Origin of the sequence: Parafilimonas sp. (assembly GCF_047606085.1) — a bacterium.
In the GTDB taxonomy this organism is placed as follows: Bacteria; Bacteroidota; Bacteroidia; order Chitinophagales; family Chitinophagaceae; genus Parafilimonas.
Genome location: NZ_JASGEX010000233.1, coordinates 1 through 26,974, shown reverse-complemented (window position 1 = coordinate 26,974; position 26,974 = coordinate 1). Strand labels below are relative to the sequence as shown.

At 41.2% G+C, this 26,974-nt stretch carries 25 protein-coding genes and 1 pseudogene; 11 read left to right on the top strand and 15 right to left on the bottom strand.

Translation table 11 applies throughout. The features are described 5' to 3' along the window. Nucleotides 1-92: 92 nt before the first annotated feature. From QM629_RS20805 to QM629_RS20790, 4 genes and pseudogenes are all read left to right on the top strand, one after another. Nucleotides 93-1,313 carry a phosphoglycerate kinase gene (locus QM629_RS20805; RefSeq protein WP_415161836.1) on the top strand — a complete coding sequence of 407 codons (1,221 nt, stop codon included), beginning with the start codon at nucleotides 93-95 and terminating at the stop codon, nucleotides 1,311-1,313. A gap of 615 nt (nucleotides 1,314-1,928) precedes the next feature. Continuing rightward, nucleotides 1,929-2,450 carry a hypothetical protein gene (locus tag QM629_RS20800; RefSeq protein ID WP_415161835.1) on the top strand — a complete coding sequence of 174 codons (522 nt, stop codon included), beginning with the start codon at nucleotides 1,929-1,931 and terminating at the stop codon, nucleotides 2,448-2,450. 5 nt (nucleotides 2,451-2,455) lie between these two features. After that, entirely contained in the window at nucleotides 2,456-2,767 is a 312-nt protein-coding gene (locus QM629_RS20795) for a hypothetical protein (RefSeq protein ID WP_415161834.1), read from the top strand. A 287-nt stretch (nucleotides 2,768-3,054) separates the two neighbouring features. Further along, nucleotides 3,055-3,651: pseudogene (locus QM629_RS20790) on the top strand (sugar-binding protein); the annotation flags it as partial. 205 nt (nucleotides 3,652-3,856) lie between these two features. On the opposite strand, the gene QM629_RS20785 reads toward QM629_RS20790, so the two are convergent. Continuing rightward, nucleotides 3,857-4,336: a hypothetical protein gene (locus tag QM629_RS20785; RefSeq protein WP_415161833.1), complete on the bottom strand. Its 480-nt coding sequence runs from the start codon at nucleotides 4,334-4,336 to the stop codon at nucleotides 3,857-3,859. An 826-nt stretch (nucleotides 4,337-5,162) separates the two neighbouring features. Between QM629_RS20785 and QM629_RS20780 the strand changes: the two genes are divergently transcribed. Further along, on the top strand, nucleotides 5,163-6,683 hold the full coding sequence (locus QM629_RS20780; protein ID WP_415161832.1) for an aldehyde dehydrogenase family protein: 1,521 nt from the start codon (nucleotides 5,163-5,165) through the stop codon (nucleotides 6,681-6,683). 72 nt (nucleotides 6,684-6,755) lie between these two features. Here the strand turns inward: QM629_RS20780 and QM629_RS20775 are convergent, their stop codons facing one another. Further along, nucleotides 6,756-7,850: a hypothetical protein gene (locus QM629_RS20775; RefSeq protein ID WP_415161831.1), complete on the bottom strand. Its 1,095-nt coding sequence runs from the start codon at nucleotides 7,848-7,850 to the stop codon at nucleotides 6,756-6,758. A gap of 153 nt (nucleotides 7,851-8,003) precedes the next feature. On the opposite strand from QM629_RS20775, the gene QM629_RS20770 reads away from it, so the two are divergent. Beyond that, entirely contained in the window at nucleotides 8,004-8,171 is a 168-nt protein-coding gene (locus QM629_RS20770) for a hypothetical protein (protein WP_415161830.1), read from the top strand. Nucleotides 8,172-8,340: 169 nt separating this feature from the next. Here QM629_RS20770 and QM629_RS20765 read toward each other — a convergent pair whose 3' ends face one another. From QM629_RS20765 to QM629_RS20755, 3 genes are all read right to left on the bottom strand, one after another. Further along, nucleotides 8,341-9,288, bottom strand: coding sequence for an ABC transporter ATP-binding protein (locus QM629_RS20765; RefSeq protein ID WP_415161829.1), 948 nt, complete (start codon nucleotides 9,286-9,288; stop codon nucleotides 8,341-8,343). Nucleotides 9,289-9,688: 400 nt separating this feature from the next. Continuing rightward, nucleotides 9,689-9,976 carry a SelT/SelW/SelH family protein gene (locus QM629_RS20760; protein WP_415161828.1) on the bottom strand — a complete coding sequence of 96 codons (288 nt, stop codon included), beginning with the start codon at nucleotides 9,974-9,976 and terminating at the stop codon, nucleotides 9,689-9,691. A 53-nt stretch (nucleotides 9,977-10,029) separates the two neighbouring features. Beyond that, the gene (locus tag QM629_RS20755; RefSeq protein WP_415161827.1) at nucleotides 10,030-10,560 is read right to left on the bottom strand and encodes a 5' nucleotidase, NT5C type; all 531 of its coding nucleotides are present in this window, start codon (nucleotides 10,558-10,560) and stop codon (nucleotides 10,030-10,032) included. Between the two features lie 230 nt (nucleotides 10,561-10,790). Between QM629_RS20755 and QM629_RS20750 the strand changes: the two genes are divergently transcribed. The 3 genes from QM629_RS20750 (at nucleotide 10,791) to QM629_RS20740 (ending at nucleotide 14,704) form a co-directional block, all read left to right on the top strand. Then, a complete protein-coding gene (locus QM629_RS20750; protein WP_415161826.1) occupies nucleotides 10,791-12,209 on the top strand; it encodes a TolC family protein in 1,419 nt (472 codons plus the stop codon). Nucleotides 12,210-12,233: 24 nt separating this feature from the next. Beyond that, complete coding sequence (locus QM629_RS20745; RefSeq protein WP_415161825.1) at nucleotides 12,234-13,598, top strand: efflux RND transporter periplasmic adaptor subunit; 1,365 nt, start codon at nucleotides 12,234-12,236, stop codon at nucleotides 13,596-13,598. Nucleotides 13,599-13,705: 107 nt separating this feature from the next. After that, complete coding sequence (locus QM629_RS20740; RefSeq protein ID WP_415161824.1) at nucleotides 13,706-14,704, top strand: NAD(P)H-dependent glycerol-3-phosphate dehydrogenase; 999 nt, start codon at nucleotides 13,706-13,708, stop codon at nucleotides 14,702-14,704. 108 nt (nucleotides 14,705-14,812) lie between these two features. On the opposite strand, the gene trpB is transcribed toward QM629_RS20740, so the two are convergent. The 10 genes from trpB to QM629_RS20690 all read right to left on the bottom strand — a co-directional run bounded on the left by trpB (nucleotide 14,813) and on the right by QM629_RS20690 (nucleotide 24,636). After that, nucleotides 14,813-16,024: a tryptophan synthase subunit beta gene (gene trpB, locus QM629_RS20735; protein WP_415161823.1), complete on the bottom strand. Its 1,212-nt coding sequence runs from the start codon at nucleotides 16,022-16,024 to the stop codon at nucleotides 14,813-14,815. Between the two features lie 231 nt (nucleotides 16,025-16,255). After that, nucleotides 16,256-16,822: an REP-associated tyrosine transposase gene (locus QM629_RS20730; protein ID WP_415161822.1), complete on the bottom strand. Its 567-nt coding sequence runs from the start codon at nucleotides 16,820-16,822 to the stop codon at nucleotides 16,256-16,258. Between the two features lie 305 nt (nucleotides 16,823-17,127). Then, complete coding sequence (locus tag QM629_RS20725; protein WP_415161821.1) at nucleotides 17,128-17,625, bottom strand: GNAT family N-acetyltransferase; 498 nt, start codon at nucleotides 17,623-17,625, stop codon at nucleotides 17,128-17,130. A gap of 138 nt (nucleotides 17,626-17,763) precedes the next feature. Beyond that, complete coding sequence (locus QM629_RS20720) at nucleotides 17,764-18,483, bottom strand: phosphoribosylanthranilate isomerase (protein WP_415161820.1); 720 nt, start codon at nucleotides 18,481-18,483, stop codon at nucleotides 17,764-17,766. A gap of 92 nt (nucleotides 18,484-18,575) precedes the next feature. After that, on the bottom strand, nucleotides 18,576-19,379 hold the full coding sequence (trpC, locus tag QM629_RS20715) for an indole-3-glycerol phosphate synthase TrpC (protein WP_415161819.1): 804 nt from the start codon (nucleotides 19,377-19,379) through the stop codon (nucleotides 18,576-18,578). Continuing rightward, nucleotides 19,376-20,368 carry an anthranilate phosphoribosyltransferase gene (gene trpD, locus QM629_RS20710; RefSeq protein WP_415161818.1) on the bottom strand — a complete coding sequence of 331 codons (993 nt, stop codon included), beginning with the start codon at nucleotides 20,366-20,368 and terminating at the stop codon, nucleotides 19,376-19,378. The genes trpC and trpD overlap by 4 nt, the downstream gene beginning before the upstream one ends. 42 nt (nucleotides 20,369-20,410) lie before the next feature. Beyond that, entirely contained in the window at nucleotides 20,411-20,809 is a 399-nt protein-coding gene (locus QM629_RS20705; protein ID WP_415161817.1) for a GxxExxY protein, read from the bottom strand. Nucleotides 20,810-20,931: 122 nt separating this feature from the next. Beyond that, nucleotides 20,932-21,519 (bottom strand): anthranilate synthase component II, encoded by a 588-nt coding sequence (locus QM629_RS20700; RefSeq protein WP_415161816.1) that lies wholly within the window; start codon nucleotides 21,517-21,519, stop codon nucleotides 20,932-20,934. Between the two features lie 41 nt (nucleotides 21,520-21,560). Beyond that, complete coding sequence (locus tag QM629_RS20695; RefSeq protein WP_415161815.1) at nucleotides 21,561-22,973, bottom strand: anthranilate synthase component I family protein; 1,413 nt, start codon at nucleotides 22,971-22,973, stop codon at nucleotides 21,561-21,563. A 298-nt stretch (nucleotides 22,974-23,271) separates the two neighbouring features. Next, complete coding sequence (locus QM629_RS20690; protein ID WP_415161844.1) at nucleotides 23,272-24,636, bottom strand: sulfatase-like hydrolase/transferase; 1,365 nt, start codon at nucleotides 24,634-24,636, stop codon at nucleotides 23,272-23,274. A gap of 338 nt (nucleotides 24,637-24,974) precedes the next feature. On the opposite strand from QM629_RS20690, the gene QM629_RS20685 reads away from it, so the two are divergent. Further along, nucleotides 24,975-26,102: a hypothetical protein gene (locus QM629_RS20685; protein WP_415161814.1), complete on the top strand. Its 1,128-nt coding sequence runs from the start codon at nucleotides 24,975-24,977 to the stop codon at nucleotides 26,100-26,102. 153 nt (nucleotides 26,103-26,255) lie between these two features. Further along, nucleotides 26,256-26,546, top strand: coding sequence for a GIY-YIG nuclease family protein (locus QM629_RS20680; RefSeq protein WP_415161813.1), 291 nt, complete (start codon nucleotides 26,256-26,258; stop codon nucleotides 26,544-26,546). The last annotated feature ends 428 nt before the right edge of the window (nucleotides 26,547-26,974 follow it).

The following is a 26,974-nucleotide window of genomic DNA, read 5'->3' as shown; positions in this document are numbered from 1 at the left end:
ATATCATTTTATTAATTGTGCGGGGTTTGCGCATGGCTGGCATTTCTTAATTACTTTCGCTGCATTGCTTTATAATTCTAATTTCAAAAAACATGAGCAAATTTTCTGGTTACAATTTCGCCAATCAGCGTGCACTGATCCGTGTTGATTTTAATGTTCCGCTTGACAAACAAACGCTGGAAATAAAAGATGATACAAGAATGAAAGCTGCCATTCCCACTATTAAAAAAATATTGAACGATGGCGGCAGCGTGATACTGATGAGCCATCTCGGCAGGCCGAAAGAAGGCCCGGAAGATAAATATTCACTAAAACATCTGGTTGCCCGTCTTAACCAACTGCTTGGTTTTTCTAACGCCCCTTCAGGGGATGGAGGCGCACAGTTTGCAGATGACTGTATTGGCGAAGATGCAAAGCAAAAAGCGGCTGCATTAAAACCCGGAGATGTATTATTGCTTGAAAACCTTCGCTTTTATAAGGAAGAAGAAAAAGGCGACGAAGCTTTTGCGGAAAAGCTTTCCAAGCTGGGCGATGTGTATGTGAATGATGCCTTTGGCACGGCGCACCGCGCCCATGCTTCTACCGCTGTAATTGCAAAATTCTTCCCCAAAGAAAAACGCATGTTTGGCCTTCTGATGGAAGGAGAGGTGGCCTCTGCGGAAAAAGTTTTGCATAACTCGGAAAAACCCTTTGTTGCCATTATTGGCGGCGCCAAGGTGAGCGATAAGATTTTAATTCTTGAAAACCTGCTGGAAAAAGCAACCGGCATTATTATTGGCGGCGGCATGGCTTATACATTTTTTAAGGCAGCAGGAGGAAAAATAGGCGCTTCTTTGTGTGAGGGAGACCGGCTTGATACGGCAAAAGAAATAATGAAGAAAGCAGCAGAAAAGAATGTGTGCATTCATTTGCCCGGCGATTCTATCATTGCCGATAAGTTTGCCAGCGATGCTGATATATCCTCCTCTTTAAGCACCGAAATTCCTGATGGCTGGATGGGGCTTGATATTGGTACCATGGCCTGCGATATGTTTACAAAAGTTATTCTTAATGCAAAAACCATTTTATGGAATGGGCCGATGGGCGTTTTTGAAATGGAATGTTTTCAGCATGGCACAAAAACAATTGCAGAAGCAGTTGCAGAGGCTACGCAAAACGGCGCTTTTTCTTTGGTGGGCGGCGGCGACAGTGTTGCGGCGGTAAACCAGTTTGGTTTTGCAGATAAGGTGAGTTATGTATCAACCGGCGGCGGCGCCATGCTTGAATTTTTTGAAGGCAAAACACTGCCCGGCATTGCTGCTATAAACGAATAGGCTTCATGTGAGTGTCAGCGGTCAATAGCATGCAGGTAAACGCTCAAGCTTACCATTCATAAGTAACCCGGATTATAACAATTTAATTAACGCATAAGGTGCTTACCACCGGGGATTTTATAGCAGCCCTGCACAAGGTAGTTTAAACAAAACCAATGTTGGAAAATCGGCCCTGAATCCTGGATTCAGGTTAGTTAAAATCAGGGTTGTTAAGAGCTATTTATAATAACGGGTGCATTTCAAATTTTCGCAGGCGGGTGTCACCACCCGCCTGTAAAGCCCGCTACCGGTCGGTGTCTCACCGACCGGAACGCCGCGTGTGAGGCGAAAATGTAAGGTTGGCAATAAGCCCGGGTGACTTGTACTTTGACTAATTAACGATTGCACATTTTTATTCCGTGAGGAGTATAATGCATCCGCAATTCAAGCACTTGTAGCCCTGCGCCCGTTTAGTTTCTGCGATATACTTCAAACAGTCTTCTTCTGTTTTAAAATACTGATTGGATCCATGCCAGTAAATTTATCCCGCTTTTTCATTGCAGAAGCTAAGAAATATCGGGATAACTAAACGCCTATACCTATTTAATTCAATTAACAGAAGATAAAGAGAGCCTTATGCTTAAACGGTTTGGTTATTTAGTTGATATTGGCGGTTTACTGTTCTTTTTTTTTATAAACATAAACAACATAGTGCTGGGCCAAAATGCTGATAAAGGAAAAATAGTTGACAGATATGGCCAGTTAATAAAAGCAGGGTTTAAAGCAAAAGTTTTAAGCGATGATGAGTTAAAAGAAGATGTTGGAGCAGATAAAGATTATTACGCTAACCTACATCCGCCCGTTTGGGATAAATACGGAGGGCTGCCAGGCAGCGGCCACAAATTCGGCTTTCAGCCAACCGGTTCTTTCCATATCGAAAAATGGAAAAACAGGACGCTATTAGTGGACCCGCTTGGTAACTTATATTTTAGCCTGGGTGTAAATGGTGTGAGCTATACCGGCGACACTTATACCAAAGTAAATGGTCGTGAAAATATATATGAATGGCTGCCGGAATTTACCCTGCATAAGGATAACAAAGATTACCGGTTTAATAAAGCTTATTTGAATGATAACGATGAAAACTTGAAAAGCTGAGAAAAATGATTTGCCATGTTGCAGGAAAATACTTGGATGTTATAAGTTATAGTTATTACACTTACGATGTTGATGTGCCACTGATAAAATCAATACATGAAATTTCCGGAAAGCCAATAATGCTTACAGAATTTCATTACGGCCACCCCGAACAAGGGCAAACCAGCGCAGCGGAAATGATGGATAATGAATTGCAAAAAGGGCAGGCCTACCGAAACTATGTTGAAAACCTTGCTGCAAGCGGCTGCGTGGTGGGTACGCATTGGTTTGAATTTTATCGACCAGGCTGTTACCGGCCGATGGTTTCAGGGATATAATGGCGAAGTTTCGACATAGGGTTTCTCAATGTTGCCGACAGGCCTTATAAAGATTTTTCTTGCTTCGGTTATGAAAACGAACTATTCCATTTACGACCTGGTTTTAGGAAATAAAAAAACCTTATAAATATTATTTTGGGCCAGGTAAAGCTGAACGAAACCTTGCCAACAGCATTACCATATTTAAAGCTTCGCAAGCTATACAGATTGATGGTGTTTTAGACAGTTACTGGCACAAAAGGTGCAGTGATTTCACTAACAGATAAGCAAAGAGTAACTGGTCTTCAGCAAAAAAATCCTCGGCTTCTATAAACCTTGCTTATGATGAAAGCTGCCTGTATGTATATGCACATATTACAGATGAAAACTCCATGACCAATAATTTTTCAGGAAATGAAGTTTGGAACGGGGACGGCATTGAAATCTTTTTTGGCGCTGACAATCCAACTGAAGGAGGCGCACTAAAAGTAAAAGACCGGCAGATAGTGTTAGCAGGTGCATCTTTAGAAAAAAAATATTTCTGGTTTAATGGCATGGTGCAGCAGCTGGAAATTAATGTGGTAACAAAAATGGATGATGATAGAAAAGGCTATATAATAGAAGCAGCCATTCCATTACAGGATTTGAATATCACGGATATTTTTAAAGGAAAAAAAGTACGCTTTGATATTGGATTAATAATGGCGATGAACGGCAGCGAAATACTCAATATATGTGGAATGGTACAGAAGCAAACTCCCGCAGCCGCGATAAATGAGGCACATTGGTATTTAATTAAAAAAATAAAATTGATGTTCAGCAATTCAAAAAATAAGTTTCTAAACAAAACAGGCATTATAAAAAAATTGTGCTCTCAATTGCTTTCAGTTTTTTATTGCTTATAGTTTTTTCTCCTGTAAATTATTATTGTTTTTTGCCAGGAGGAACCTTTGATGAAATTTTTCCTGCTGGTTTGTTTTTTACATATACTACTCATCAGTAATTATTGGATTCAGCGTATTGTTGTCCGGCTAAAATATTTTCTCTTGGGCTAAACCCTTTATGCGCTTGCCTTTTGCTAACCCCAAACTTAAGCTTGGGATTATATGCCTACAGGTAATATTTTTCATCTAAGTAAAACAGTCCATCCGATTTCTTCCAGTACCAAAACTTGTTGTTATAAATATAATAACTACCCTTTAAGGAACTTCTTGCATATTGCTGAGGTACGTAAAGAACACGGGGCGGGATGGTCTTGTACCGCGCCTGCATATTAGCCCGTTGCTGGGTAGTGAAGCCTTTTGAGAGTTGCAGGTTATTATAACTGATACCTGTATCCTGCGGCAAATTCTGCTGTGGTGTAATAAGCCTGCCATAACCATCTGCTATAACCAACACTCTTGCCGCTGTAATAACTGTTGTGCCGGAATCCGCCTTTGCCGTAGAGTCAATTAAAACCGGCTTTTTGCCTGTATTGACACTGGTGGTATCAAAAATAGTTGTTGCAGGTTTTTGGGGAATCCTTTTTCTTGAACAACTGATGAATACCAATAATAGCATGCAGCAAATAATGACTGGAAAATTTTTCATGTTCAGTTTTTAAACAAAATATTATGCCAGATAAAACTGATAAAATTAATATGTGTTGATAAAAAGCATTTTATGTAAAAAAATAATTCCGGCTTGAATCCTTACCAAATTCAGGTTTAACCAGGGCTATAATTTTCCAATACCTGAATTTAACACCGGGTAATTTTTACTTACAAAACAAAATTCAATTTATCCGTACCTGCAATTAAAAACCAAAACCTGCTTGGGCAAGACTACCAAAAACATTCTCTCAATTTTATTGGTTTACCTAATTCCAACAGGTTACTTAATAGCCGGCTATTAAAATGCCTCATTGGATTTCTTACTTCATATTTAATTCTAATTCATCCCTTTTCTTATTCTTTACGCCTAAAAAATTCAGCTATATATTTTAGTTATGAACAGGTTAGATGATGATTCCTATAGCCTAAGATAATTGGGTAGATATTTCAATTATATTATATTGTAAATCAATAATTAATAAATTTTATATGATACTTTAATTTATATAAAATAAGCAGTATAAACTCAATATTTAAATTTAAATATCGGTATTAAATTTGAAAAGTTTAAAAACTATATTTTATATAATAACTAATTGATAATAAATAAATAAAATTGTATTATATGATTTTAATTATTAGATTATAGATATTTTATTTATTTTTCCATACTGAAAACTGCTTTTTTCTGTTCCGGCAGTTAATTTTTTAAAACCTGTCTTCTCTCCCGGTAAGAATAGATGCTTAAATTTGCAGCCTTGTATTGCTTTCTGCATTCCGTTTTAATTAGGCTTTAGAAGCACCCATCTTTAAAAATTATTTACATGGATTTTTTACAACAACTCAGCATAGCAACTGAAAACGCCGGTACCTCAACCGGTTCTGAAACTTTTACAGGTTCGGGTAAGAAAATAGATTCCGTATCGCCGGTTGATGGAAGATTAATCGGCAGTGTTTCGGAAACTTCAGCCGAAGGTTATAACAGGGTTTTGGAAACAGCGCAAAAAGCATTTTTGGAATGGCGCAAAGTTCCTGCGCCCGGCCGTGGTGAAATTGTCCGCCAGTTTGGCGAGGCGCTGCGAAAGAACAAAGAACCGCTTGGCAAACTGGTGAGCTATGAAATGGGCAAAAGCCTGCAGGAAGGCCTGGGCGAAGTACAGGAAATGATAGACATCTGCGACTTTGCCGTTGGCCTCAGCCGCCAATTGTATGGTTTAACCATGCACAGCGAACGGCCTGGCCACCGTATGTACGAACAATGGCATCCGTTGGGAATTGTCGGGATTATTTCTGCTTTTAATTTTCCTGTTGCAGTATGGAGCTGGAATGCGGCCATTGCCTGGGTGTGCGGCAACGTGTGCATCTGGAAACCCTCTCCCAAAACGCCGCTGTGTGCTGTGGCCTGCCAGCAAATAATTACGGAAGTATTAAAGAATAATAACCTGCCGGGGGGTATTAGCAGCTTAATTAACGGCGATGCCATTAGCGAAACACTGTGTAAGGATGAGCGGGTTGCACTGGTTTCTTTCACCGGTTCAACCGAAATCGGGAAAATCGTAGGGGCTACGGTGGCATCCCGTTTGGGCAAATCAATCCTGGAGCTTGGTGGCAACAACGCCATTATTGTTACCGGTAATGCTGATTTGAAAATGGTGCTCACCGGGGCTGTTTTCGGTGCGGTGGGAACAGCCGGCCAGCGTTGCACAACCACCCGCCGGTTAATCATCCATGAAAATGTATATGATAAAGTAATTGAAAGCCTGAAAGCGGCTTATAGCCAATTAAAGATCGGCAACCCTTTGAAAACAGAAAACCATGTGGGGCCATTGATAGATAAGGCTGCGGTAGATAATTATTTAAAAACTATTGAAAAGGCGAAATCCCGGTCGGCAAAAATAATTGTGGAAGGCGGGGTACTGGAAGGTGAAGGGTTTGAAAGCGGCTGTTATGTAAAACCCTGTATTATTGAAGCTGATAATGAACTGGATATTGTTCAGGCAGAAACTTTCGCACCTATATTATATGTTATCAAATATTCCACTATTGAAGAAGCGGTAGCAAAACAAAATGGTGTGCCGCAGGGCCTTTCTTCTTCCATCTTTACCAGTAATATGCGTGAGATGGAATATTTTTTATCGGCTGAAGGCAGTGATTGTGGTATTGCTAATGTAAACATTGGTACAAGCGGAGCGGAAATCGGTGGCGCTTTTGGCGGCGAAAAGGAAACCGGCGGCGGCCGAGAAAGCGGCAGCGATGCCTGGAAAGCTTATATGCGCCGGCAAACAAATACCATAAATTATAGTACGCACCTGCCACTTGCACAGGGAATTAAGTTTGGCGTTTAAAAACAGGTACAGCAGTCGGCTGTCAACCGGATTGTGGCTAAATTTTATGTATGTAATTAACGATTGGTCTGGCTAAATCATCTGATCATTGTTAGCCTCAATCAATGCAATCCTGTTATATGCCTTTAAATCATCAGCAAATTCCACATCGCCGCCATTTTCCAGTACCATTTCAATTATGTTATCCACGGCGTCTTTTGCAATCACCTTGTTTTCTGTATCAATATTGCTGAAAATTGTTTCGCCTTTTTCCGTAACAAAAGCAGCGCAGTAAAAATCTTTTTCCACAACAAGCAATTGTTTGTGCCTGCGGCCTGCCCGCAGCCAAACATCATGAATGCCTGTTACAAGCCGGCGGTCATGATGTGCAGCCTTCAGCCGCTTCATTAAATGTTTTTCTTTAACGGTGGATAAATTTTTAAGCTGTGGCCCAAGAGCTTTTAATAATTCGCTCTCTGTGGCATCATCAAAATTACCGTGCACAAAACCGCTGAAATTTATTTGATGATATGAAATATTTTGGAGATAGCCCATCGTTTTTTGAGGCGCCATTACAAACAGGGGCAACGGGTGAATTTTAAGAATGTGCAAAAGTGTGCTGTTCACATAATGAAGGAACTTTTTTTGCGCTGTTTCTTTTATTGCTGAAGCCTCAGCAAAGCCGGCCACAGGCCCGCGCAAGCCTCTTTGTGCCTGCATTGCGTTGTTTGCAATGATCAGTTGCAACTTGTTTTCATTGCCTGCATATATCTTTTCATTGCCTGTACTTATAACGAGCAATAAAAATTCATGGGTATATTTTTTATTGCGTATAATTTCTCTTATCTCAAAAGAAGTGTCTGTCAATATTTTTTCACGCACTTCAATATCCAGGTAATACAGTTTTTCCATTAGCGGAGACACATATATGGCCACGCTTTTCTTATGAGTGTTAAAGTCGAGCTGGCCGGTAACCTGCTGCAATTTACCCAGCATTTTATCTGCCGTTTCTTTGGAAAAATTTTTATGCAGCTCCTGTTTTATTTTATCAACTGTTATTTTAAGCGACTGCTCAATAGCAGCCCTGGAATGCATCTTCGGTTCAAATGGCATTATAACAGAAATACAAGGCTGGCATTTAGCAGCGGTTAACAGTAGCGCTTCCGCTCTGTATTTTTCGGCAGGCATAACGTGGATATTTTAAGTGAAGGAAAACTGCATGATAAAGCAAGACATTTATATAATCCGATACAATGATTTGTATCAATTCAAAAGCTGATCGTGATCATGCGAAAGCAAACGCCGGGCTTCTTATTTCGATAAGAAAATATGCATGAAGCTATGCAGGGTGATGCAGATTTTACCATGTATCAATCCATGAAAAAAGTGTGGGAACCGGTTAAGAACCATCATCATCTTGTGCTGCATTCAACCAATGATAACATTAATGATATGCTGGAGGAAACGGCTACTTATCTTTTTCTGAAAAATGACAAAACAAAACATTGAACAGCTTATTGTCCAAAAAGGTTTTCCCGGGAACAACGTTTCGGCTGAATTGATTGAAACGCATATTTCAAGGGTAATTCTTTGCGATGAGTTTGCATATAAGATTAAGAAGCCAGTCACCTATTCTTTTCTTGATTTTTCAATATCCTCAATGATCCGGGCTGGAGAATTAACTAATTCCCACAAAAACTTTATCTCCATTCCTCCATTCGCCGCTATCGCTTCTTACGGTAAGCTTTGTATCATCAATCCATACTTCCATTTCATAAAAGCTGCCCCAGAAGCTTACTTTATTGATGATGCCTTTTACGCCGCTGCCTGTTTTATATATCCTGAAATTTTCAGGCCGCGTCATTACGGTATTTCCCCTGGTGTCTATTCCAAACAATGCAGCCGTTGCCGGTTTCAGCAAATTGTATTTGCCAAACATACCGGCCACATATTCGTTAACAGGCCTGTGATATAATTCCTGCGGGCTGCCCTGCTGCAATAATTTTCCTTGTTTAATTACAAGGATCATATCGGCCCATGAAAGTGTATCATGCGGATCATGCGATGTAAGCATGCAGGTGATCTTCAATCTTCCGGTTATATCATCCAGTACGTCTTTTAAGGTGCTGGTATGAACAGGATCAAGATTAGAGAATGGTTCATCCAGCACTAACAGCCCCGGCTGTTTAACCAGCAACATGCATAAAGCGATTCTTTGTTTTTCGCCACCGGATAAATAATTTGTTTTTCGGTGCAGCAAATGATCTACCCTGCATATTTTAAATAACTGTTTGGCTTCAGCTTCATCCAGATGGTTTTCAAACCAAATCAATTCCTCCACGCGGTAATGGTTCAGCAATTCATAATGCTGCGATAAATATCCCATTCGTTTGTGGCCGGGCATCAGTTTTTCTTCGGGCCCGGCCACCCGCTCACCGTCAAATAAAATGGAACCGCCTGTTGGTTGTATATGGCCGGTTATCATTTTCAGCAAAGTAGTTTTACCAGCGCCTGATTCTCCTGCAATAGCTATCTTTTGCAATGCCTGTTGTTCAAAGCTTATATCATCAATAATTATATTGCCATCAACTCTTTTCGAGATATGTTTTACTTCTAATAATGCCATTTGCCTGACCACGGTTTATTTGATTGACCTGATTTTCGGATTGCAAAAGTGCATTAATAATCCTTTACTGAAATTCAGGTTGCCAGCATTTTCATCCTGATTTTAAAATTTATTCTCATGGTATAATTCAGCCAGGTTTGCCGGAAAGCCATAAAAAAAACCCCGCTGCAAAGCGGGGTTGTTATAATCAGTTAGTAACAGTTCAGGTTAGCTTAAAATAAGTAACCATGCCCGCAATCGTATCATGCCCCGGGAAAAAATTCATTTTCCTGGTGGCCATTGGCAAATATGAGCGTAGCACTTTCACTGTTATCATGTTTTTCGTGACGCGAATGTGAAGTTAAATTTTTTTATATCCAAATTTTTTTAAGAAAACATTTGGGCTTTTTTATTTATAGCTTTAACTGTGGCTGGTTTTATCACTATGCCCCAAATCTTTACCGGGCGCAACCACATCCCTTACCAGTTGTTTCAGCTCTTTTATTTCAGGGAACCGGCCGGCTTCCTTGCGGTCAAAAATTTTATTGCCATTAATATAAACAATGTACCGCCCGCTTATTTCGGCAGGCTGCAGCAATACACCTTTTAATTCTCCGGTAAAAGTAGTGAGCAGTTCCTGCGCCATGTAAGCGGCACGCAGCATCCAGCCGCATTTGGGACAATATTCTATGGTTATAACAGGTTTCATTTTATATGTTTTACAGGCTATCAGGTGTCAGCTTTCAGGTGGTTATAACAGCTTTATGGCAGTCCTTCAAAAAACTTATTTGCCTCCAGCCAGCCGTTCATTCTTTCATATTCCGTATAATGCAGGTTATGAGGGGCTGTAAAAACAATAGGCCTGCCGGGAAAAAACGACAGGTTAAAATCATGGTCATCAATTAATACATCGCCTTTTACCAAATGTTTGTTGCCGCAAAATATCCGGTGCTTCCAGTGTATAAAGGGAAAATGTTCATCCAGCCACTCATACTTATCGGTGAAAGAATATTTAAATTCCATAGCCGCGGAAACCACATATATTTCATGCAGGTTGTTCAATGCTTCTATCACTTCTTTGGCATCCTGTATTACGGGCAGGTTTTTAAAAAAGCCTTTTTGATGCGGGTAACTTCTTACTATTTGCCGGTGCGCTTCGGGCACTATTTGATAGAAATGTTTGCCGGGAATATCTGCTTTTGTATAGCGAATGCCGAAATCCCGCTCATACCATTCAAAAAACCTTTCTACTGCATCGGCCATTACATCGTCCATATCTATTAAAATGCGCATACCTGAAATTTCTTTCAAAGAAAGCGAAACACGGCTACTTCGCAAACAAAACCTGCCGCGTGATCATTAAACTTCCTTCGTTAAATACAGTTATAACTGTTTCAACAAGTTAGTTTTCCGTTTATGTAAATTTAAGAACCGGCAGTATTGCTTTCTGTTATTTTTGTTAAGGTAAAATAGCGGGCTGAATCGTTACTATGAATACACCCTGCTTTAAATATGAGAAAAAAATGATGAAATATATTGCAATCTTTCTTCTTCTCTTTTTATCCGGGAAAATGCGTGCGCAGGATACGGCAACCTGGGACCTTCGCAAATGTGTTGACTACGCCATGGCCAACAATGTGAGTGTACAGCAATCTGATGTGCAGGCAAGGCTGGCAACGCTGGATAAGAAAGCTGCGAACTGGCAGGCTATTCCAACCCTGGGCTTTAATACGCAGGCTGGCTGGCAGTTTGGCCGCAGCATTGATCCCACAACAAACCAGTTCACCAACAATGAAGTGTTTTTTCAAAGTTATACTCTACAGTCAGGCATTACGCTGTTCAATTTCTTCAGTATAAAAAACAATAAGCTGGCTGCCGCTAAAAATGAAGAGGCTGCGAAGATAGGGATTGATAAAGCAAAAAATGATGTGGCATTAAATGTAGCTGCTTCTTATCTGCAAACCCTGCTGGCGGTGGAACAGGCCAACATTGCAAAAGTGCAGATAGATCAAACGCGGGCGCAGTTGGATAATACGAGAAAACTGGTAGATGCAGGCAGCATGCCCGAATTAAATGCGGCGCAGCTTGAATCGCAACTGGCAACAGACAGCTCCAGCTATATTTCTGCTTTAGGCACGGCGGATCAAAACCGCATTCAGTTAGTGGCCATGCTTAACTTAAATGAATCCACGCCGTTCAGGGTGGCAACGCCTGATGTTGATAAAATCCCCATTCCGCCATTGTCAGAGCTTGACCCGGCGTATATTTACCAGTTGGCTTTGGGCAGCCAGCCTTTGCAGCAATCAGACAGCGTGCTTATTCTTTCCGGCGAATATGCTGTAAAAAGCGCCAGGGGCGCTATGTATCCCACGCTTAGCGCCTTTGGACAGGTTTCTACCAATTATGCAAGTACCTATTCGCAGCCTGTTGGCAATAAGCCTTATTCCGATACTGTTTTCACGCATGCCGGCGATTATATCGTGAGCAGCGGGCTTGTGCCTGTATATGGAAAAGCACCTTATTTTAAGCAGATGGGCAATATTAACTTTGCCCAGTCATTCGGTGTTTCTTTGAACATTCCTATTTTAAACGGAAGACAGCTAAGGACCAGTTACGACCGCGCCAAACTCAATCTTGAAAATTATAGGCTTCAAAAACGCGCCGATGATTTAACCCTGCAGCAAAATGTTTATACGGCGTATAGCAATGCGGCGGCGGCCCTGGCAAAATACAATTCAAGCACAAAAGCGGTGCAAACACAACAGTATGCTTATGATCTTGCCACAAAAAGATATGAGATAGGCATACTTTCCACCATAGATTACATTACCATTCAAACCAATTTATTCACAGCCAAAATTAACCAGGCGTCTGCCAAGTACGATTACATCTTCAAAATGAAAGTGCTGGAATTTTATAAAGGCCAGGGCGTACAGTTTTAAGATGAATACATAAATTTTTATAGTATGAGTAAAAAATTAAAATGGATAATCGGGATACTGTTAGTAATAATTATATTACTTATTGCTTTAAGCAAGGCCGGTATTTTGGGCAAGGATGAAGGCACAGAAGTTACTGTTGAAAAAGCTGTTATGCGTACCATTACCGAAACAGTAACGGCAACAGGAAAAGTGTTTCCTGAAGTTGAGGTAAAAGTAAGCCCCGATATTTCCGGCGAAATAGTGGAGCTGAATGTACAGGAAGGCGATACCGTGCGCCGCGGGCAGGTGGTTGCTAAAATTTATGCTGATATCTATTCTTCACAAAGAGACCAGGCTGCTGCCGTGGTGGCGCAATCGCAGGCGCAGGTGCTGAATTCAGAGGCGCAACTGGGCGCATTAAAAGCAACCCTCGATCAGGCAGAAGCTGCTTTTAAACGCCAGAAAACCTTGCTCGACCAGAAAGTTATTTCACCGTCAGAATTTGAAACGGCGCAGCAGGCTTACGAATCTGCAAAAGCCAATTATATCGCTGCACAAAGCGGCATTAATGCCAATAAGGCCAATGTGCAAAATGCCCTGGCCGGCTTAAACAGCGCCAATAAAGACCTTTTGCGCGCCACCATTACGGCCCCAATGGATGGTGTGATAAGTTTATTAAGCGTGAAGAAAGGCGAACGTGTGGCCGGCAACAGCTTTAATGTGGGCACGGAAATGATGCGCATAGCCGATTTAAACAGCATTGAAGTGCAGGTAGATGTGGGCGAAAATGATATTCCTAAAGTAAAGCTGGGCGATACAGCAATAGTGGAAATTGACGCCTTCAACAACCGCAAATTCAAAGGTGTGGTGTATAAAATAGCCAATCCCGAAACATCAACCTTAACCAGCAGCAGTTCAAGCTCTTCTTCCACTTCCGTAACCAATTATGAAGTGCATATACGCTTATTCCCTCAAGATTATAAAGACCTTATTGTAAAAGGGCAGCCATTTCCTTTCCGCCCGAATATGACGGCCAGCGCCGACATTCAAACGCAAACGCATACAAATGTTTTAACCGTGCCTTTGAATGCCGTAACCACCAGGAGCAGGGCTGATGTGCAGAAAGCCGACTCAATAAACAAAACTAAAGCTGATAATAGCGTTACCGGCAGCAATGACAACGACCTGTCAGAAGTGGTTTTTGTTTTGCAGCCTGATGGCAAGGTTAAAATGAGCGAAGTGAAAACTTCTATCCAGGATATTAACAACATTGAAGTTACAAGCGGTTTAAAAGCTGATGAACAGATTATTACCGGCCCTTATGATGTGGTAAGCAAAACCCTGAAGAACGGCGATAAGGTTAAGGTGGTAAATAAGGATCAGCTTGTAAAAAGCTTTGAGAAGAAATAGGCAGATGAAATGAGGGGTAAGGCATGGGATATGAGGAAATTCCAAAGGCTGGCTCAGTTTAAAAAACTGAGCCGGCCTTTGTTATCTTTGATGCTTTAATTTATTGCATGCAATTTGGAGTAATAGGAAGTGGAAGCTGGGCTACAGCACTGGCAAAAATTTTAACCGGTAACGGCAAAAATATTTACTGGTATATACGCAATACAGATACCATCAATCAACTGGCACAACGCAGGCATAATCCCCATTATTTAAACAGCGCCTTTTTTAATACAGATTTACTGCAGTTAAGCAGCAACATGAATTATGTGATTGAAAAAAGCGATGTGCTGGTTATTGTAATTCCATCGGCATACGTGCACCAATCATTGAGCACCCTGAATAAGGATGTGTTTGCCGGAAAGAAAATTATCTCTGCTATAAAAGGAATACTGCCAGAGAAAAATCAGTTGTTGAATGAATATCTTGCCGATAATTTTAATGTGGCGCTTGCAGCGTATTTTACGGTGCTGGGCCCTTGTCATGCAGAAGAAGTAGCCGCTGAAAAATTATCCTATCTCACTTTTTCGGGACTTGATGCAGCTATAACAAAACAACTTGCAGGCAGTTTTAAAACAGCGTTTATAAATACCGTTGTGAACACTGATATTTTAGGCGTTCAGTATGCCGCCATCTTAAAAAATATTTATGCATTAGGCGCCGGCATTGCACACGGCCTTGAATACGGTGATAATTTTTTAAGTGTTTACATTGCCAATGCCGCCAGCGAAATGATGCGCTTTTTGCATGAAGTAAAACATGAAGCTTCCGGTGTTCAGCATAACTACGCGGCATCTGTGTATCTTGGCGACCTGCTGGTTACCTGCTATTCTTTATACAGCCGTAACCGCATGCTGGGCAACATGATCGGCAAAGGCTATTCCGTTAAAGCGGCGCAGCTTGAACTGGGCATGGTGGCAGAAGGCTATAATGCCAGCAAATGTATCCATATCACCAATCAAAGCCTGCAGGTAAATATTCCTATAGCTGATATTGTTTATAAGATACTGTGGGAACAGTTGCAACCTGCAGAAGGCTTTGCTGTTATTGAAAGCTTGCTGGTTTGATGCGTTGGGTGTAGTTGAATGGTTGATTAGTAGGAATTTGGAATTGGGGAGCAACTCGTGAACAAGTGAACCCGTGAACTTTTGAACAAATAAAAACGCTTACTGGTTTTATTCCATTGCCTTCATATACGTTGCCAAATCTTTATCGCCCCTGCCACTTAAGCAAACTATCGTAATATCGTTTGGTTTCAGCTTCATTTGTTTCAATGCCGCCAGTGCATGCGCCGATTCAAGTGCGGGAATGATGCCTTCCATCTTGGTAAGATTGAAAGCAGCATCTAACGATTCTTTATCGGTAGCGCTTAAAAATTTAGCGCGGCCGCTTTCATACAAATGTGCATGCAAAGGCCCGATGCCGGGGTAATCCAGGCCCGCTGAAATACTGTGCGGCTCTACCACCTGTCCATCCGGTGTCTGCATCACCAGGCTTTTGCTGCCATGTAAAACGCCGGGTTTGCCAAGCTGTGTTGTGGCAGCACTCATGCCGCTGTTTACACCGCAGCCGGCAGCTTCCACGGCAACCAGTTGCACCTGCAGGTCATCGAGGTAATGATAAAAGGCGCCGGCCGCATTACTGCCGCCGCCCACACAGGCCACCACATAGCCGGGAAGCGCTGTTCCTTCTTTCTCTTTCAACTGCTTTTTCATTTCTTCGCTTATCACGCTCTGAAAACGCGCTACCATATCAGGGTAGGGGTGCGGGCCCACCACGGAACCAATTACATAATGTGTATCATTGGGATTGTTGATCCAGTCGCGGATGGCTTCATTGGTGGCATCTTTCAGGGTTTTGCTGCCGCTGGTGGCAGGCAATACCGTTGCTCCTAACATGCGCATGCGCGCCACATTGGGCTGCTGGCGCTCCATATCCACTTCGCCCATATACACAATACATTCAAGGCCTTTTAATGCACATACTGTTGCCGTAGCCACGCCATGCTGCCCGGCGCCTGTTTCTGCAATAATCCTTTTCTTGCCCAGGCGTATGGCCAGCAATACCTGGCCTATTGCATTGTTTATTTTATGCGCACCGGTGTGGTTTAAATCTTCCCGCTTTAAATAAATTTTTGTATTGAATTGTTTGCTTAACCGCTCTGCAAGAAACAAAGGCGTGGGCCTGCCGGCATAATCATGCAGCAAATGCTGAAACTCTTTCTGAAAGCTGTCTTCATACATGATCTGCAGATACTTATCGCGTAACTCTTCCACGTTGCGGTGCAGCATTTCAGGAATATAGGCGCCGCCGAAATTTCCGTAATAACCAAAAATGTCTGGTTGCTTGTAAGTGCCTTTGTTGTTGGGTGTTACTATGTTTATCATTTTTGTTTTTTTATTTCAAGTCAGAGACTTGTCGCATAATCCTGCGAAGTCCGGAGACTTCGCAGGATTATCGTAAGAAATATTTTTATGATGCCAGCCTTGCAGTGCTATTGAGCACGGTTGCGTCGCATCACTGCGGCTGATGAATTGCTATTGAGCAATGTGCTAATTGCAAACGCTCTGCGAAGTCTCCGGACTTCGCAGTTGCTATGCGCAAAGTCTCCGACTTTTTTAAATAAGTTCAACATCCAGTATCCCTCCTTTACCCGCATAATTTGAAGCACTTGAATAAACGTAGTCTTCTGCATTTTTTACAATGCCCGCATGTACAGGGTTTTCGTGAATGTAATACAGTTTTGAATCTGTGAATGCTTTTGTAAAGCATTCTTCAGGATGGTTGTTGTTTTCCCATATCTGCATCGTCTCATTATTCGGGTTATATTTTCCATAATAAGCAAATTGATGCAGCATCCACCTGCGGCGGCTTTCTGCTTCGCTATTTATAACAGGCATCATTTCGTGATGTGTGAATTTTTTAAAGTCGCGTATAATATCGCTCAAAGTTTTCTTTTGCTTGTCGTTTGCCCTTGCAATAACGTGCAAATGATTGCTCATTATTACATATCCGTATAATATTAACTGATTTTGCCCCTGCGCATATTTAAAAGCATCAACTAAAATATCCTTATACATTTTTCTTGTAAACAAATCTATCCATCCGCAAACAGTTAATGTTAAGAAATGCGTTGCAAACTGGTCTTTAATTGAATACCCTTCTTTGAAATAATTTTCTTTCATAATTATTTATTTCAAGTCCGGAGACTTGGCGCATAATCCTGCGAAGTCCGGAGACCCATAGCTGTTCGAAACCATTTTCTTAAAGCCTCATAGAGGCTTAACGTGTGTACAATGCTGCCCGTAATGTTTCTTTACCGTTCCATTGGAACGGAACGTTTACATGTGCCACACCTACGGTGTGGAAATCCCCCCGGCACAATTATTTCTACACACATAGGCGATCGATCCTATGGATCGCGGATCGTTAATGCAGGTTTCGAGCACTTCAGGTACGGAGACTTCGCAGCGCAGCATAACGGTGCACTTTATAACATCAACTGCATAAACACCAGGTCGAGCCACCTGCCAAACTTCCAGCCCACCTGTTTTATATAACCCACTTCTTCAAACCCAAATTGTTTATGAAACTGAATACTGGCGATATTGTCCGCATCAATACCGGCTATTATGGTATGCAGGTGCATTTGCCTGGCAGCATCAATCAAAGGCTCCATTAATAATTTGCCGATGCCTTTTCCACGTTGCCCCTGCTTTACATAAATAGAATGCTCCACCGAATATTTATAACCCTGCCAGTTTCTGAAAGGGCCAAATGTGCTGAAGCCAATGACCATATCATTTTCCTCCGCCACAAAAACAGGAAGATTGTCTTCCTGTTTTTGTGCAAACCATGCTTTACGCATTTCCATTGTTTGCAGGTCATAATGAAATACAGCCGTTGTATGCTGAATGGCATCATTATAAATATCAAGTATTGGCTGCAGATCGGTTTCTGCAGCTTTGCGGATAGTTGCCTGAACCATGATTTTACACGGATTGTTTAATTAACTGGCGTATGTTTCTTATTGAATAATCTTTTTCACTCCACGCTATTTGCGCCAAAATTTATAAGTATTCCAACTTCCGCATGATAAGCCGCTTAAGGTAATTCATGCTTTGGCTCAGATATTTTCTTCAAACAAATTTGGCAGCAAAGGGTCACTTAGTCTCTTCCTGAAAGCTTTCACCAGTTCTATATCTTTTACGCCGGGCATCAGTTCAAATTTACTGTTAATGTCTATTGCAAACAGGTCTTTGGCCACTGCATGCGCGGCAAACTTTTTTATTTCATCTGCATCTTCAGGCGATATGCCGCCGGCTAAAAAGAATGGTTTATTAATAAGCACATCTTTCAATATCTGCCAGTTGAATTTTTTGCCGCTGCCGCCAAATGCGGGCGTTTCCGTATCAAATAAAAACATGTCGGCTGCATCATAATAGTCTTTTATTTTCCATTCCACGTTATCATCACTGCTTAAACGAAATGCTTTGATGACGGTTATATAATTTGAAATTTTTTCACAATAGCGCGGCGATTCATTGCCATGCAACTGCACGAGGTATAAGCCGCAATCATCCACCGTTCTCAGCACTTCGTCCACGTCTTCATCCACAAAAACGCCCACTTTGTTTATTTTGCCGCGCATTTTTTTTATGGCGGTTGAAGGCATGCTTTTATACACATAGCGGGGTGAGCGGCGATAAAAATTAAAGCCGGCAAATTCAATCCCAATCTCGTTTAGCTGGCTTACCTGCTTTACATTGGTAAGCCCGCATACTTTAATCCTGAAATGGTCGCGCTGCTTTACATTGTTTGCAGCCTGGTTATTTAATTCAGTCATATTTTATTGCTGAATATTGATAGTTGATTGAAGATTGGCGCAGCCGGAAAATACTTCAAATAACTTCATCAATAATTAAAATTACCCAACACTTATAAAGCAGGCTTCATTTGCTTTTTAAGCGCTTTCATAAATTCAGCAAAAGCAACCGCAGGTTTTGGCGCTTTCATAAAATTTTCGCCTATTAAAAAACCTTTAAACCCAAGTGTATGTAAAGTATTAATTGTTTCCACATTTGATATGCCGCTTTCGGATATCACAGGCTTATCGGTTGATAAAAGCTTAATAAGGTTTTTCGAAGTTTGTATATCGGTAACAAAGGTTTCGAGGTTGCGGTTATTGATGCCAATTATATCCACCTCATCGCAAATGTATTCAGCTTCCTGTTCTGACTTGATCTCAAGCAGCACCTCCAGGTTAAGCGTTTTTGCTTTTGCGGCAAACTGCTTTACCTCATCCTTTGTTAAGCATGCAGCTATTAAAAGAATAACATCTGCGCCATAAGCTTTGGCTTCGTAAAGCTGATATTCATCAATCATAAAATCTTTGCGCAGCAAAGGAATGTCAACCTCAAGCCTTGCAATTTTTAATTCTTCTATGTTACCGCCAAAAAATTCCTCATCGGTTAAAATGGAGCTGGCCGCCGCACCATATTCTTCATACGCGGGCACTACCTCGCCAATATGTATGTGCTGGCTGATCCAGCCTTTTGAAGGGGATTTTCTTTTAAACTCGGCAATGATATTGGGATGGCCGTTCAAAAGGGTTTGTTTAAGCGATAAGCCTTTGCCATCAAAATTTTTGTTGAGTGATTTTAAAAAATCAATGTGCATGATTGATTTTCTTTCGGCCACTTCCAGTTTCTTTTTTTCGATTATTGTTTGCAGAATATTCATTGCAGCGAAATTAGTTTTTGTAACGCAGAATATGCTTTTCCTTCTTCAAGGCTTTCCACGGCAGCGTTATAAGCATCGTTGTAATTTTTATAATTGCCCGTGCATTGAAGCGCCATGGCCGCATTGGCAAGCACCACTGCATTTTGCGCCCAGGAGCCTTCGCCTTTTATAATTTGCATGAATATGTTTGCCGCCTCATCGGTGGTGCTTCCGCCGGTAATATCATGGGCTTCAACAAACCTTTTTCCAAGCTCTGTTGGCGTTTTAATTTTTTCGCCGTTATTGGTTATCACTTTTGCATCGTTGGTAAGCGATATTTCATCATAACCGTCCAGCCCATTAATAATAGTAAAAGGCCTGCCGCTTTTTTGTAAAAGATAATTATACATTCTTGCCATTTCCAGGTTATATACACCCACTAACTGGAATGATGGCGAAGCCGGGTTTACCATGGGGCCCAGCATATTAAAGAACGTTCTTAAGCCCAGGTTTCTGCGTATGGGGCCAACGGTTTTTAAAGCGGGGTGAAACAGGGGCGCATGCATGAAGCAGATATTGGCTTCTTCTATTTCCCGCTTTAGTTGCGCATTATCATGCTTGAATATATAACCCAGTTTCTCCATTACATTGGAAGCGCCGCTTACCGATGTGGCCCCGTAATTGCCATGCTTGGCCACTTTTTGCCCGGCGCCTGCCACAATAAAACAGGCAAGCGTTGAAATATTGAATGTATTCTTTCCATCGCCGCCAGTGCCTACAATGTCTATGGTTTTATGGCCGTTCAGGTCCACTTTTACGCAAAGCTCCAGCAAGGCATCGCGGAAGCCTTCCAGTTCTTCAATGGTAATGCTGCGCATAAGAAACACCGTTACAAATGCAGTTACTTCTGTTTCGTTATAACTGCCTTTTGAAATATTGATGAGTATTTCTTTTGCCTCATCGTAAGGCAGGGTCTTGTATTCAAATAAGTATTGTAGTATCTTTTTCATACCGGGATTTTAGCCTTAAATGACCTGATTTTACTGATTATTTTAAGTCGTTTGTATATTGGGTTTATATTTTTTATTAAATAGTCTCTTCCACTCTAAGCTTGCCGCACCAAAATTGATTAACATCCTAACTTCCAAATTGTATGCTTCAAGATAATTCAATCCCTGTGCAAGACATGAATTATCAAGTTTTATTACAGCTTTGGTTTCAACAGAGATTATATTTTCAACTAAAAAATCAACTCTCCGGTCTGCAATGTGTATTTCCTTATAATAGACAGGCATTGAATACTCTTTTTTATAGTTTATGTTCATAAGACTGAATTCTATAGCCAAGGCTCTTTGATAAACTATTTCAGGAAAACCATTGCCTAAAGTGGAATGAACAGCCATCGCTGCTTTTATTATTCTTTCAGTTATATCACTGTGCTTATATTCCATACCGGGATTTTAACCTTAAATGTCCTCGGTTTTGCTGATTATTTACCGGGATTTTAGCCTTAAATATTCCTGATTTTACTTTTATATTTCATAATGTGTTCAGGGGGATAAGCATTAATCAGTTAAATCGTGGTAAGCCAGTTCCGCATGATCTTTTCCCCATCAGGTGTAAGCACGCTTTCGGGATGAAACTGCACGCCCTGCACATCGTAGGTTTTATGCTGTAATGCCATGATAAAACCATTTTCATCTTCTGCGGTTATTTCCAGTTCATCGGGAAAATTTTCCCTGCTCACAATCCAGGAATGATAACGGCCAACGGGAAAAGTTTGGGGCAGACCTTTAAACAACAGACTGTTGGCCGTTGACTGTTGACCGTTGACTGTTTTCACCGGCGTTGCCACGCCATGAAACACGCTGGAAAGATTGGTAAGCTGCCCGCCAAAAACCTCGCCGATGGCCTGGTGACCCAAACAAACGCCCAGTATAGATTTTGATGGTGCATATTCTTTGATCAATGGCAATAATAAACCGGCTTCAGACGGAATGCCAGGGCCGGGCGATAAGATGATCTTATCATAATCGCCGATCTGCTTCAGTGATATTTTATCGTTTCGATATACATCAACTTTCTGATGTATTATTTTTTCAACCAGGTGAACAAGATTGTAAGTAAATGAATCGTAGTTATCGAAGATTAATATTTTCATTTTAAATAAGTCCATTGACCATGGACCATGGTCTGTCGTCATTAAATTGTTTGGGCTATCTCAATTGCTTTTTTAAGCGCCCCTAATTTATTGTTCACTTCATGCAGCTCATTTTCCGGGTTCGATGCGGCTACAATGCCGGCGCCGGCCTGGTAATGCAGGGTGTTTTCCCTGCTTAAAAAAGTGCGTATCATAATGGCTGTATTGCAGGTGCCGTCGAAACCAATGAAGCCTATGCAGCCTGCGTAATAGCCGCGTATGGTTGGCTCATATTCATCTATCAGTTGCATGGCTTTATACTTTGGCGCACCGCTTAAAGTGCCTTGCGGAAAAGTGAGGGCGATCAATTCAAAAGGATTGGCATCTTTGCCCACATTGCCGGTTACCTCGCTCACCAGGTGAATAACATGCGAGTAATAATGCACCTGCCTGAAATAGCTTACATGCACATTGTGGCAACACCGGCTGAGATCGTTGCGGGCAAGGTCAACCAGCATGGTATGCTCTGCATTTTCTTTTGCATCCTGCAATAAGGCTTCTGTAAGCGCACGGTCTTTTGCCGCATGGCCGGTGCGTTTAAAAGTACCGGCAATAGGATGCACAACGGCTTTTTCATCTTTAATGATCAACTGCGACTCAGGGCTTGAGCCCATAAGCTTGTAATCGCCGTAATCAAAATAAAATAAATAGGGCGAAGGGTTTACACTGCGCAAAGCACGATATACATTAAACTCATCGCCGGTAAATTGCTGCCGGAACCACCTGCTTAAAACAATTTGAAAAACGTCGCCGCGCAAGCAGCTCTTAATGCCTTTCTTCACCATTTCCATATATGCCTCATCGGTAATACCGGCGGTTTCCGCTCCCTTTATTTTGAACGGGAATACCGGAACATCTTTACTTTTTATAAGCGATTCTATGGCTTCCAGCCCGCCTGGCAGGCCATTCATTACATTCTCGCATACATACATTTCATCTTTAAAATGGTTAATGGCAATCACGTACTGATACAGCCTGTATCGCATTACCGGTATTTCGGGTGGCTGCTTTTTGCTTTTTAATTCTATCGTTTCAAAAAACTGAACGGCATCATACGAGCAATAGCCAAACAGGCCCTGGGCAATTTTAGCGGCATCATCATCCGTTTCCGCCACTTCAAACTGCTGCATAAAATCCCACAGCAATGCCGGTATATTGGCAGCCTGGCCAATGGGTTTTTTTTCAGGCTGCAGGTTTGGGTATTTTAGTTCCACTTCAGCAAAGCTGGATATTTCAATGCCGCCTATAGCATTGATGCCGATAAAGGAATAACTGTTTTCTGCTGAATGATGGTCGGTGCTTTCAAGTAAAATGGTATCGCGAAACCTGTCACGCAGCCGCAGGTATATGCCAACGGGCGTGTATATATCGGAAAGCATTTTTTTGCTGCGTGTTTCTATCCGGATCTTTTTCATTCGTGCATATTTGTTTTTCAGTTGTCTCATGGAACCTCGCTATGCACATTCCCCTGTTGTGAGAAAAATTATCATGCCCGGTTTCATGTAGTTAAAATAATTCCTGTTTGATGTGTTATTAAATAAACAGCCCCGGTATTGCCGGGGCTGTTATATATCGTTATATAGCAATAGCGTTACATACCCCTTAGAGAATTTGTATGCCACCACCAATTGATATGTAAGCTTAACTTTTTCATTTGTGCGCTGCGAATGTAAAACAATTTTTAAATCATCAAAATAATTTTGTTCTGCCAAACTAATGGAGTGTTGACATGGTTTTAAACCAGGACTTGCGCAAGGCTTTCTCCTCGGTAGTCAATTCTGAATTATTAAGCGGATTTTGTTCAAAAGGATCAGCAGCAAGGTTATAAAACTTTCCACCCTTGGGATTAGCTGTTGTATCATATTGCTTGTAAACAGCGTTTTGCATCCACCTGCGTAAATGCTTCGGATCATTTTCATATTTGCCTGCCCCGGGATAATGATTAAAGACCCAATCCCGCAATATATATTGCTGTCCTGTTAATTGCGGGGCAAAGCTTACTCCGTCTGTAGTGCCATAAGATGCAGGTATTGAAACCTTTGCTATATCTGCAAAAGTTGCCATAAAATCAGCAAAGCTTATAAGTGAAGTGTCCTTCCTGCCAGCAGGTACCAACCCCGGGCAATAAGCAACAAACGGCATGTGTGTGCCCAGGTTTAAAGGTAAAGATTTCCCTCCAGGCACTATAATGCCATTGGTACTGCTGTGAATGATATTGGCTGTGCCATTATCAGCCGTAAATATAATAATGGTGCTGTCTGCAATCCCAACATCTTTTACTTTATTCACCAACTCCCCAATAAGCTTATCCATATATGTTACCATTTCAGGGAAATACAGCGTATCATTAAGGCTCCTTGGCGCATTGGGATCCCACGATGCAAATGCGGCATCATCGGGCGTGGGGCTAAAGGCGGCATGGCAAAGGTCCAATGCCCAATACACAAAAAACGGGTTTTTATTGGCATTGCTGTCAATAAAATCAAATACATAATCCCTGAACATATCCTGGCCATATTTACCATTGGTTTCGCTGTCTGGTAAATAGCTTCCATTTTCATATATCTGCGGGTTTTTATAAAACTGGTTTGCTGTTTCTTCACTGCCCCCGCTGTTTAAATTATAAGCGTTGTTTACTCTGTATTTATCAAACCCAAACAGCTTTATGGAATTATCTCCGCCATCAAATTGCCATTTTCCCGAAGCGCAGGTAGTATATCCTGCCAGCTTAAAAATATTGGCAAAAGTGCGCTGGGACTGATCCATTACCCCCCATGTGGCATAATTTCTAAAATTATATTTTCCGGTTAATAACATAAACCTTGATGGCGAGCATAATGCACTGCCGTAACAATTTGTAAACTGGGTGCCGTTTGCAGCCATAAAATCAATGTTAGGTGTTTGGTAAGATTGCCCGCCGCAAAAACTTGGAACTTCATATCCAACATCATCTGCTAAGATTAAAATTACATTAAGGCGTGAACTGGATATTACCGGCGAAGTAGTGTCTCCAGGAATTTCAGGGATTTTTATTTCTTGTTTATGGCAACCGGTCAGAGGTGAAAAAAAGCAAAACATACTTAAAATCCAAATAGGATTTGTAAACAGGGGAAACGATTTTTCAGGTTTGGATACAATCAATTTCATAGCGGTTAACAGTTATGGTTAAAGACTAAAATTATTGAAAATAAATTATTGCATCAGAAACAAATATATGTTTGATAAAGCTTATATTGCATTTAACTAAATTAATATATTCTCCTTTGGCATTAAGGCTTGCCCAATAAAAAAATTGTTTAACCTATAAAAATGCGCTTATGAAAAACCAATGCTGCTTTTTTTTATGCTTTTGCATGTTTGCAATTATAAGTTGTAAGAAAAACTTTAATGAAGGTAATACTGTTATTAAAGCATCAATGCACATCGACAACTTAACGTTTAATGACACGGCTTCGCAATTTGGCATATTTATAAATGCTGCTTATAGTAGCCAGTCCCCAGGCGCCACAGACGTTGAAACAAACGTTACTGACAGTGTGAAGCTCCTGCTTGATTCGGCTTACGGTGCGAAAAATATCCGTATCCAGATTAACCACGATGTATGGCCAACTGCAGCATCGAGGGATAAGTTTTTAACGATGTTTAAAAATTTATGGGATAAAGGGTTTTCACCTGCTGTAAATATTCTCTGGAACCAACCCGGCAGCCAGTATGCTTTTGCAGACTCAACAGCCTACGCAGCTTTTGTAAGCGAGATACTTGATTCAATAGACAACAGAAGCAATACCGGAGAGCACATGAAACCTGGCATTGTGGTAGTAGAAAACGAAGAAACTAATGCATCAAACTACATCAATACCACCCAGGCCGCATTAAACAAATACCTGGGAATGCTGAGACAGGCAGCTATTGTTTGTCATAATAAATCAGTAAAAATAACCAATGGGGGTATTGTCTGTTTTCTTGCGAGCGCACTCACCTGGAATTGGTTAAAAAGTACCTATGACACATCTGTCGCAAATACATGGGCAAGAAAAGTTTTTAAGCAGGATTTTGTTGATGATTTAAATGCAGGAACATATACTTCTCTCATTAATTTAGGTAAATATCTTGTTGGGAAGTATGCATTGGTTAATTATCTTTCTTATATTAATATTCACTGGTATGAGCCCGTAATTGCAAGATATTGGCCGGAAGATAGTACAAGCCCTTATGATCCGCCTTATAATAAAAATCCTGATAATCTTGTTGCAGGAGCGTTAGACAGCACCATACAATATTTCAATACGGCTATACCATCCCTCAAATTAATAACCAATGAAACCGGCCAGCTTGGCTATTCACAATCCCTGACCAACAACATGGTTAACAAGTACAGGAGTTTTTATACTAATGGTGGAAATTTCCCTATAGTTATATGGTATGACGGCGATGCCGATGAAAGTGAAGTTATTAGCGGCGCCAAAGCCTTGCATAATACAATTTCAACTACTTCTTATACATTAAGAAATTCGGGAACGAAATTTGAAAATAAAATGAATTAATTTCTGTTGCAGCAGGGCCTTCATTGCAAAGGCTTGTGTGCAGCCTGAGGCCCTGCGTTGTAAGCAATTCAGTAAATTAGCTAATGCCAGGCCGCACAACACAAAACAGCGATATGAATTACAACAAACAAAACAAATCCATAACTTTAATACATGCAATATGGAGGAACGGTTTATATCTTGACCAATGTGCACAATGAAGTTTTGTACATTGGTGTCACTTCAGATTTATTTACAAGAATTCCTCAACACATTAATAAATTTTATTCCAGTTCATTTACTGCAAAATACAATTGCAATAAACTTGTGTATTACGAAACCTTCGGCAGGATTGAAGATGCGATAGCAAGAGAAAAACAATTAAAAAAATGGAAGCGGGAATGGAAGGATAAATTGATTAGTGGCTTTAACCCTGAATGGAAAGACTTGTTTCCCGGTTTATAAGCTTTTAAAAAGCCATACAGCAAAATTTAGGCAGCCACTTCGCACCGTCATTCCCGCGCAGGCGGGAACCTGCTGTTGCAATATTGTGGAGCCTGCAAAAAAATTGCAGCCTAAGCATTCAACCATCAGATGCCCGGTGAGGCCGGGCATGACGTGTGAAGGCGTGTGTTTATAAAAGGCAACTTAAAAATTTGCGCCGCTAAAATGCGCCCCATCTGGCGCGACTATGCACCGCACCAGTACCCCCAAACCCACAAGCTAACCCTGCATACCTGCGCTATCTTACGCGCATACGGTTTATTTTAATCTAAAGAATTCCCAGTGGGCTTGCCCCTGGGCCTATGAAGTTAAAAAGATTTTGGAGATTTGATAAATGGCAGAAGCTATATCAAAATCTCACAATGTAAGTGTGTTATTATATCATTTAG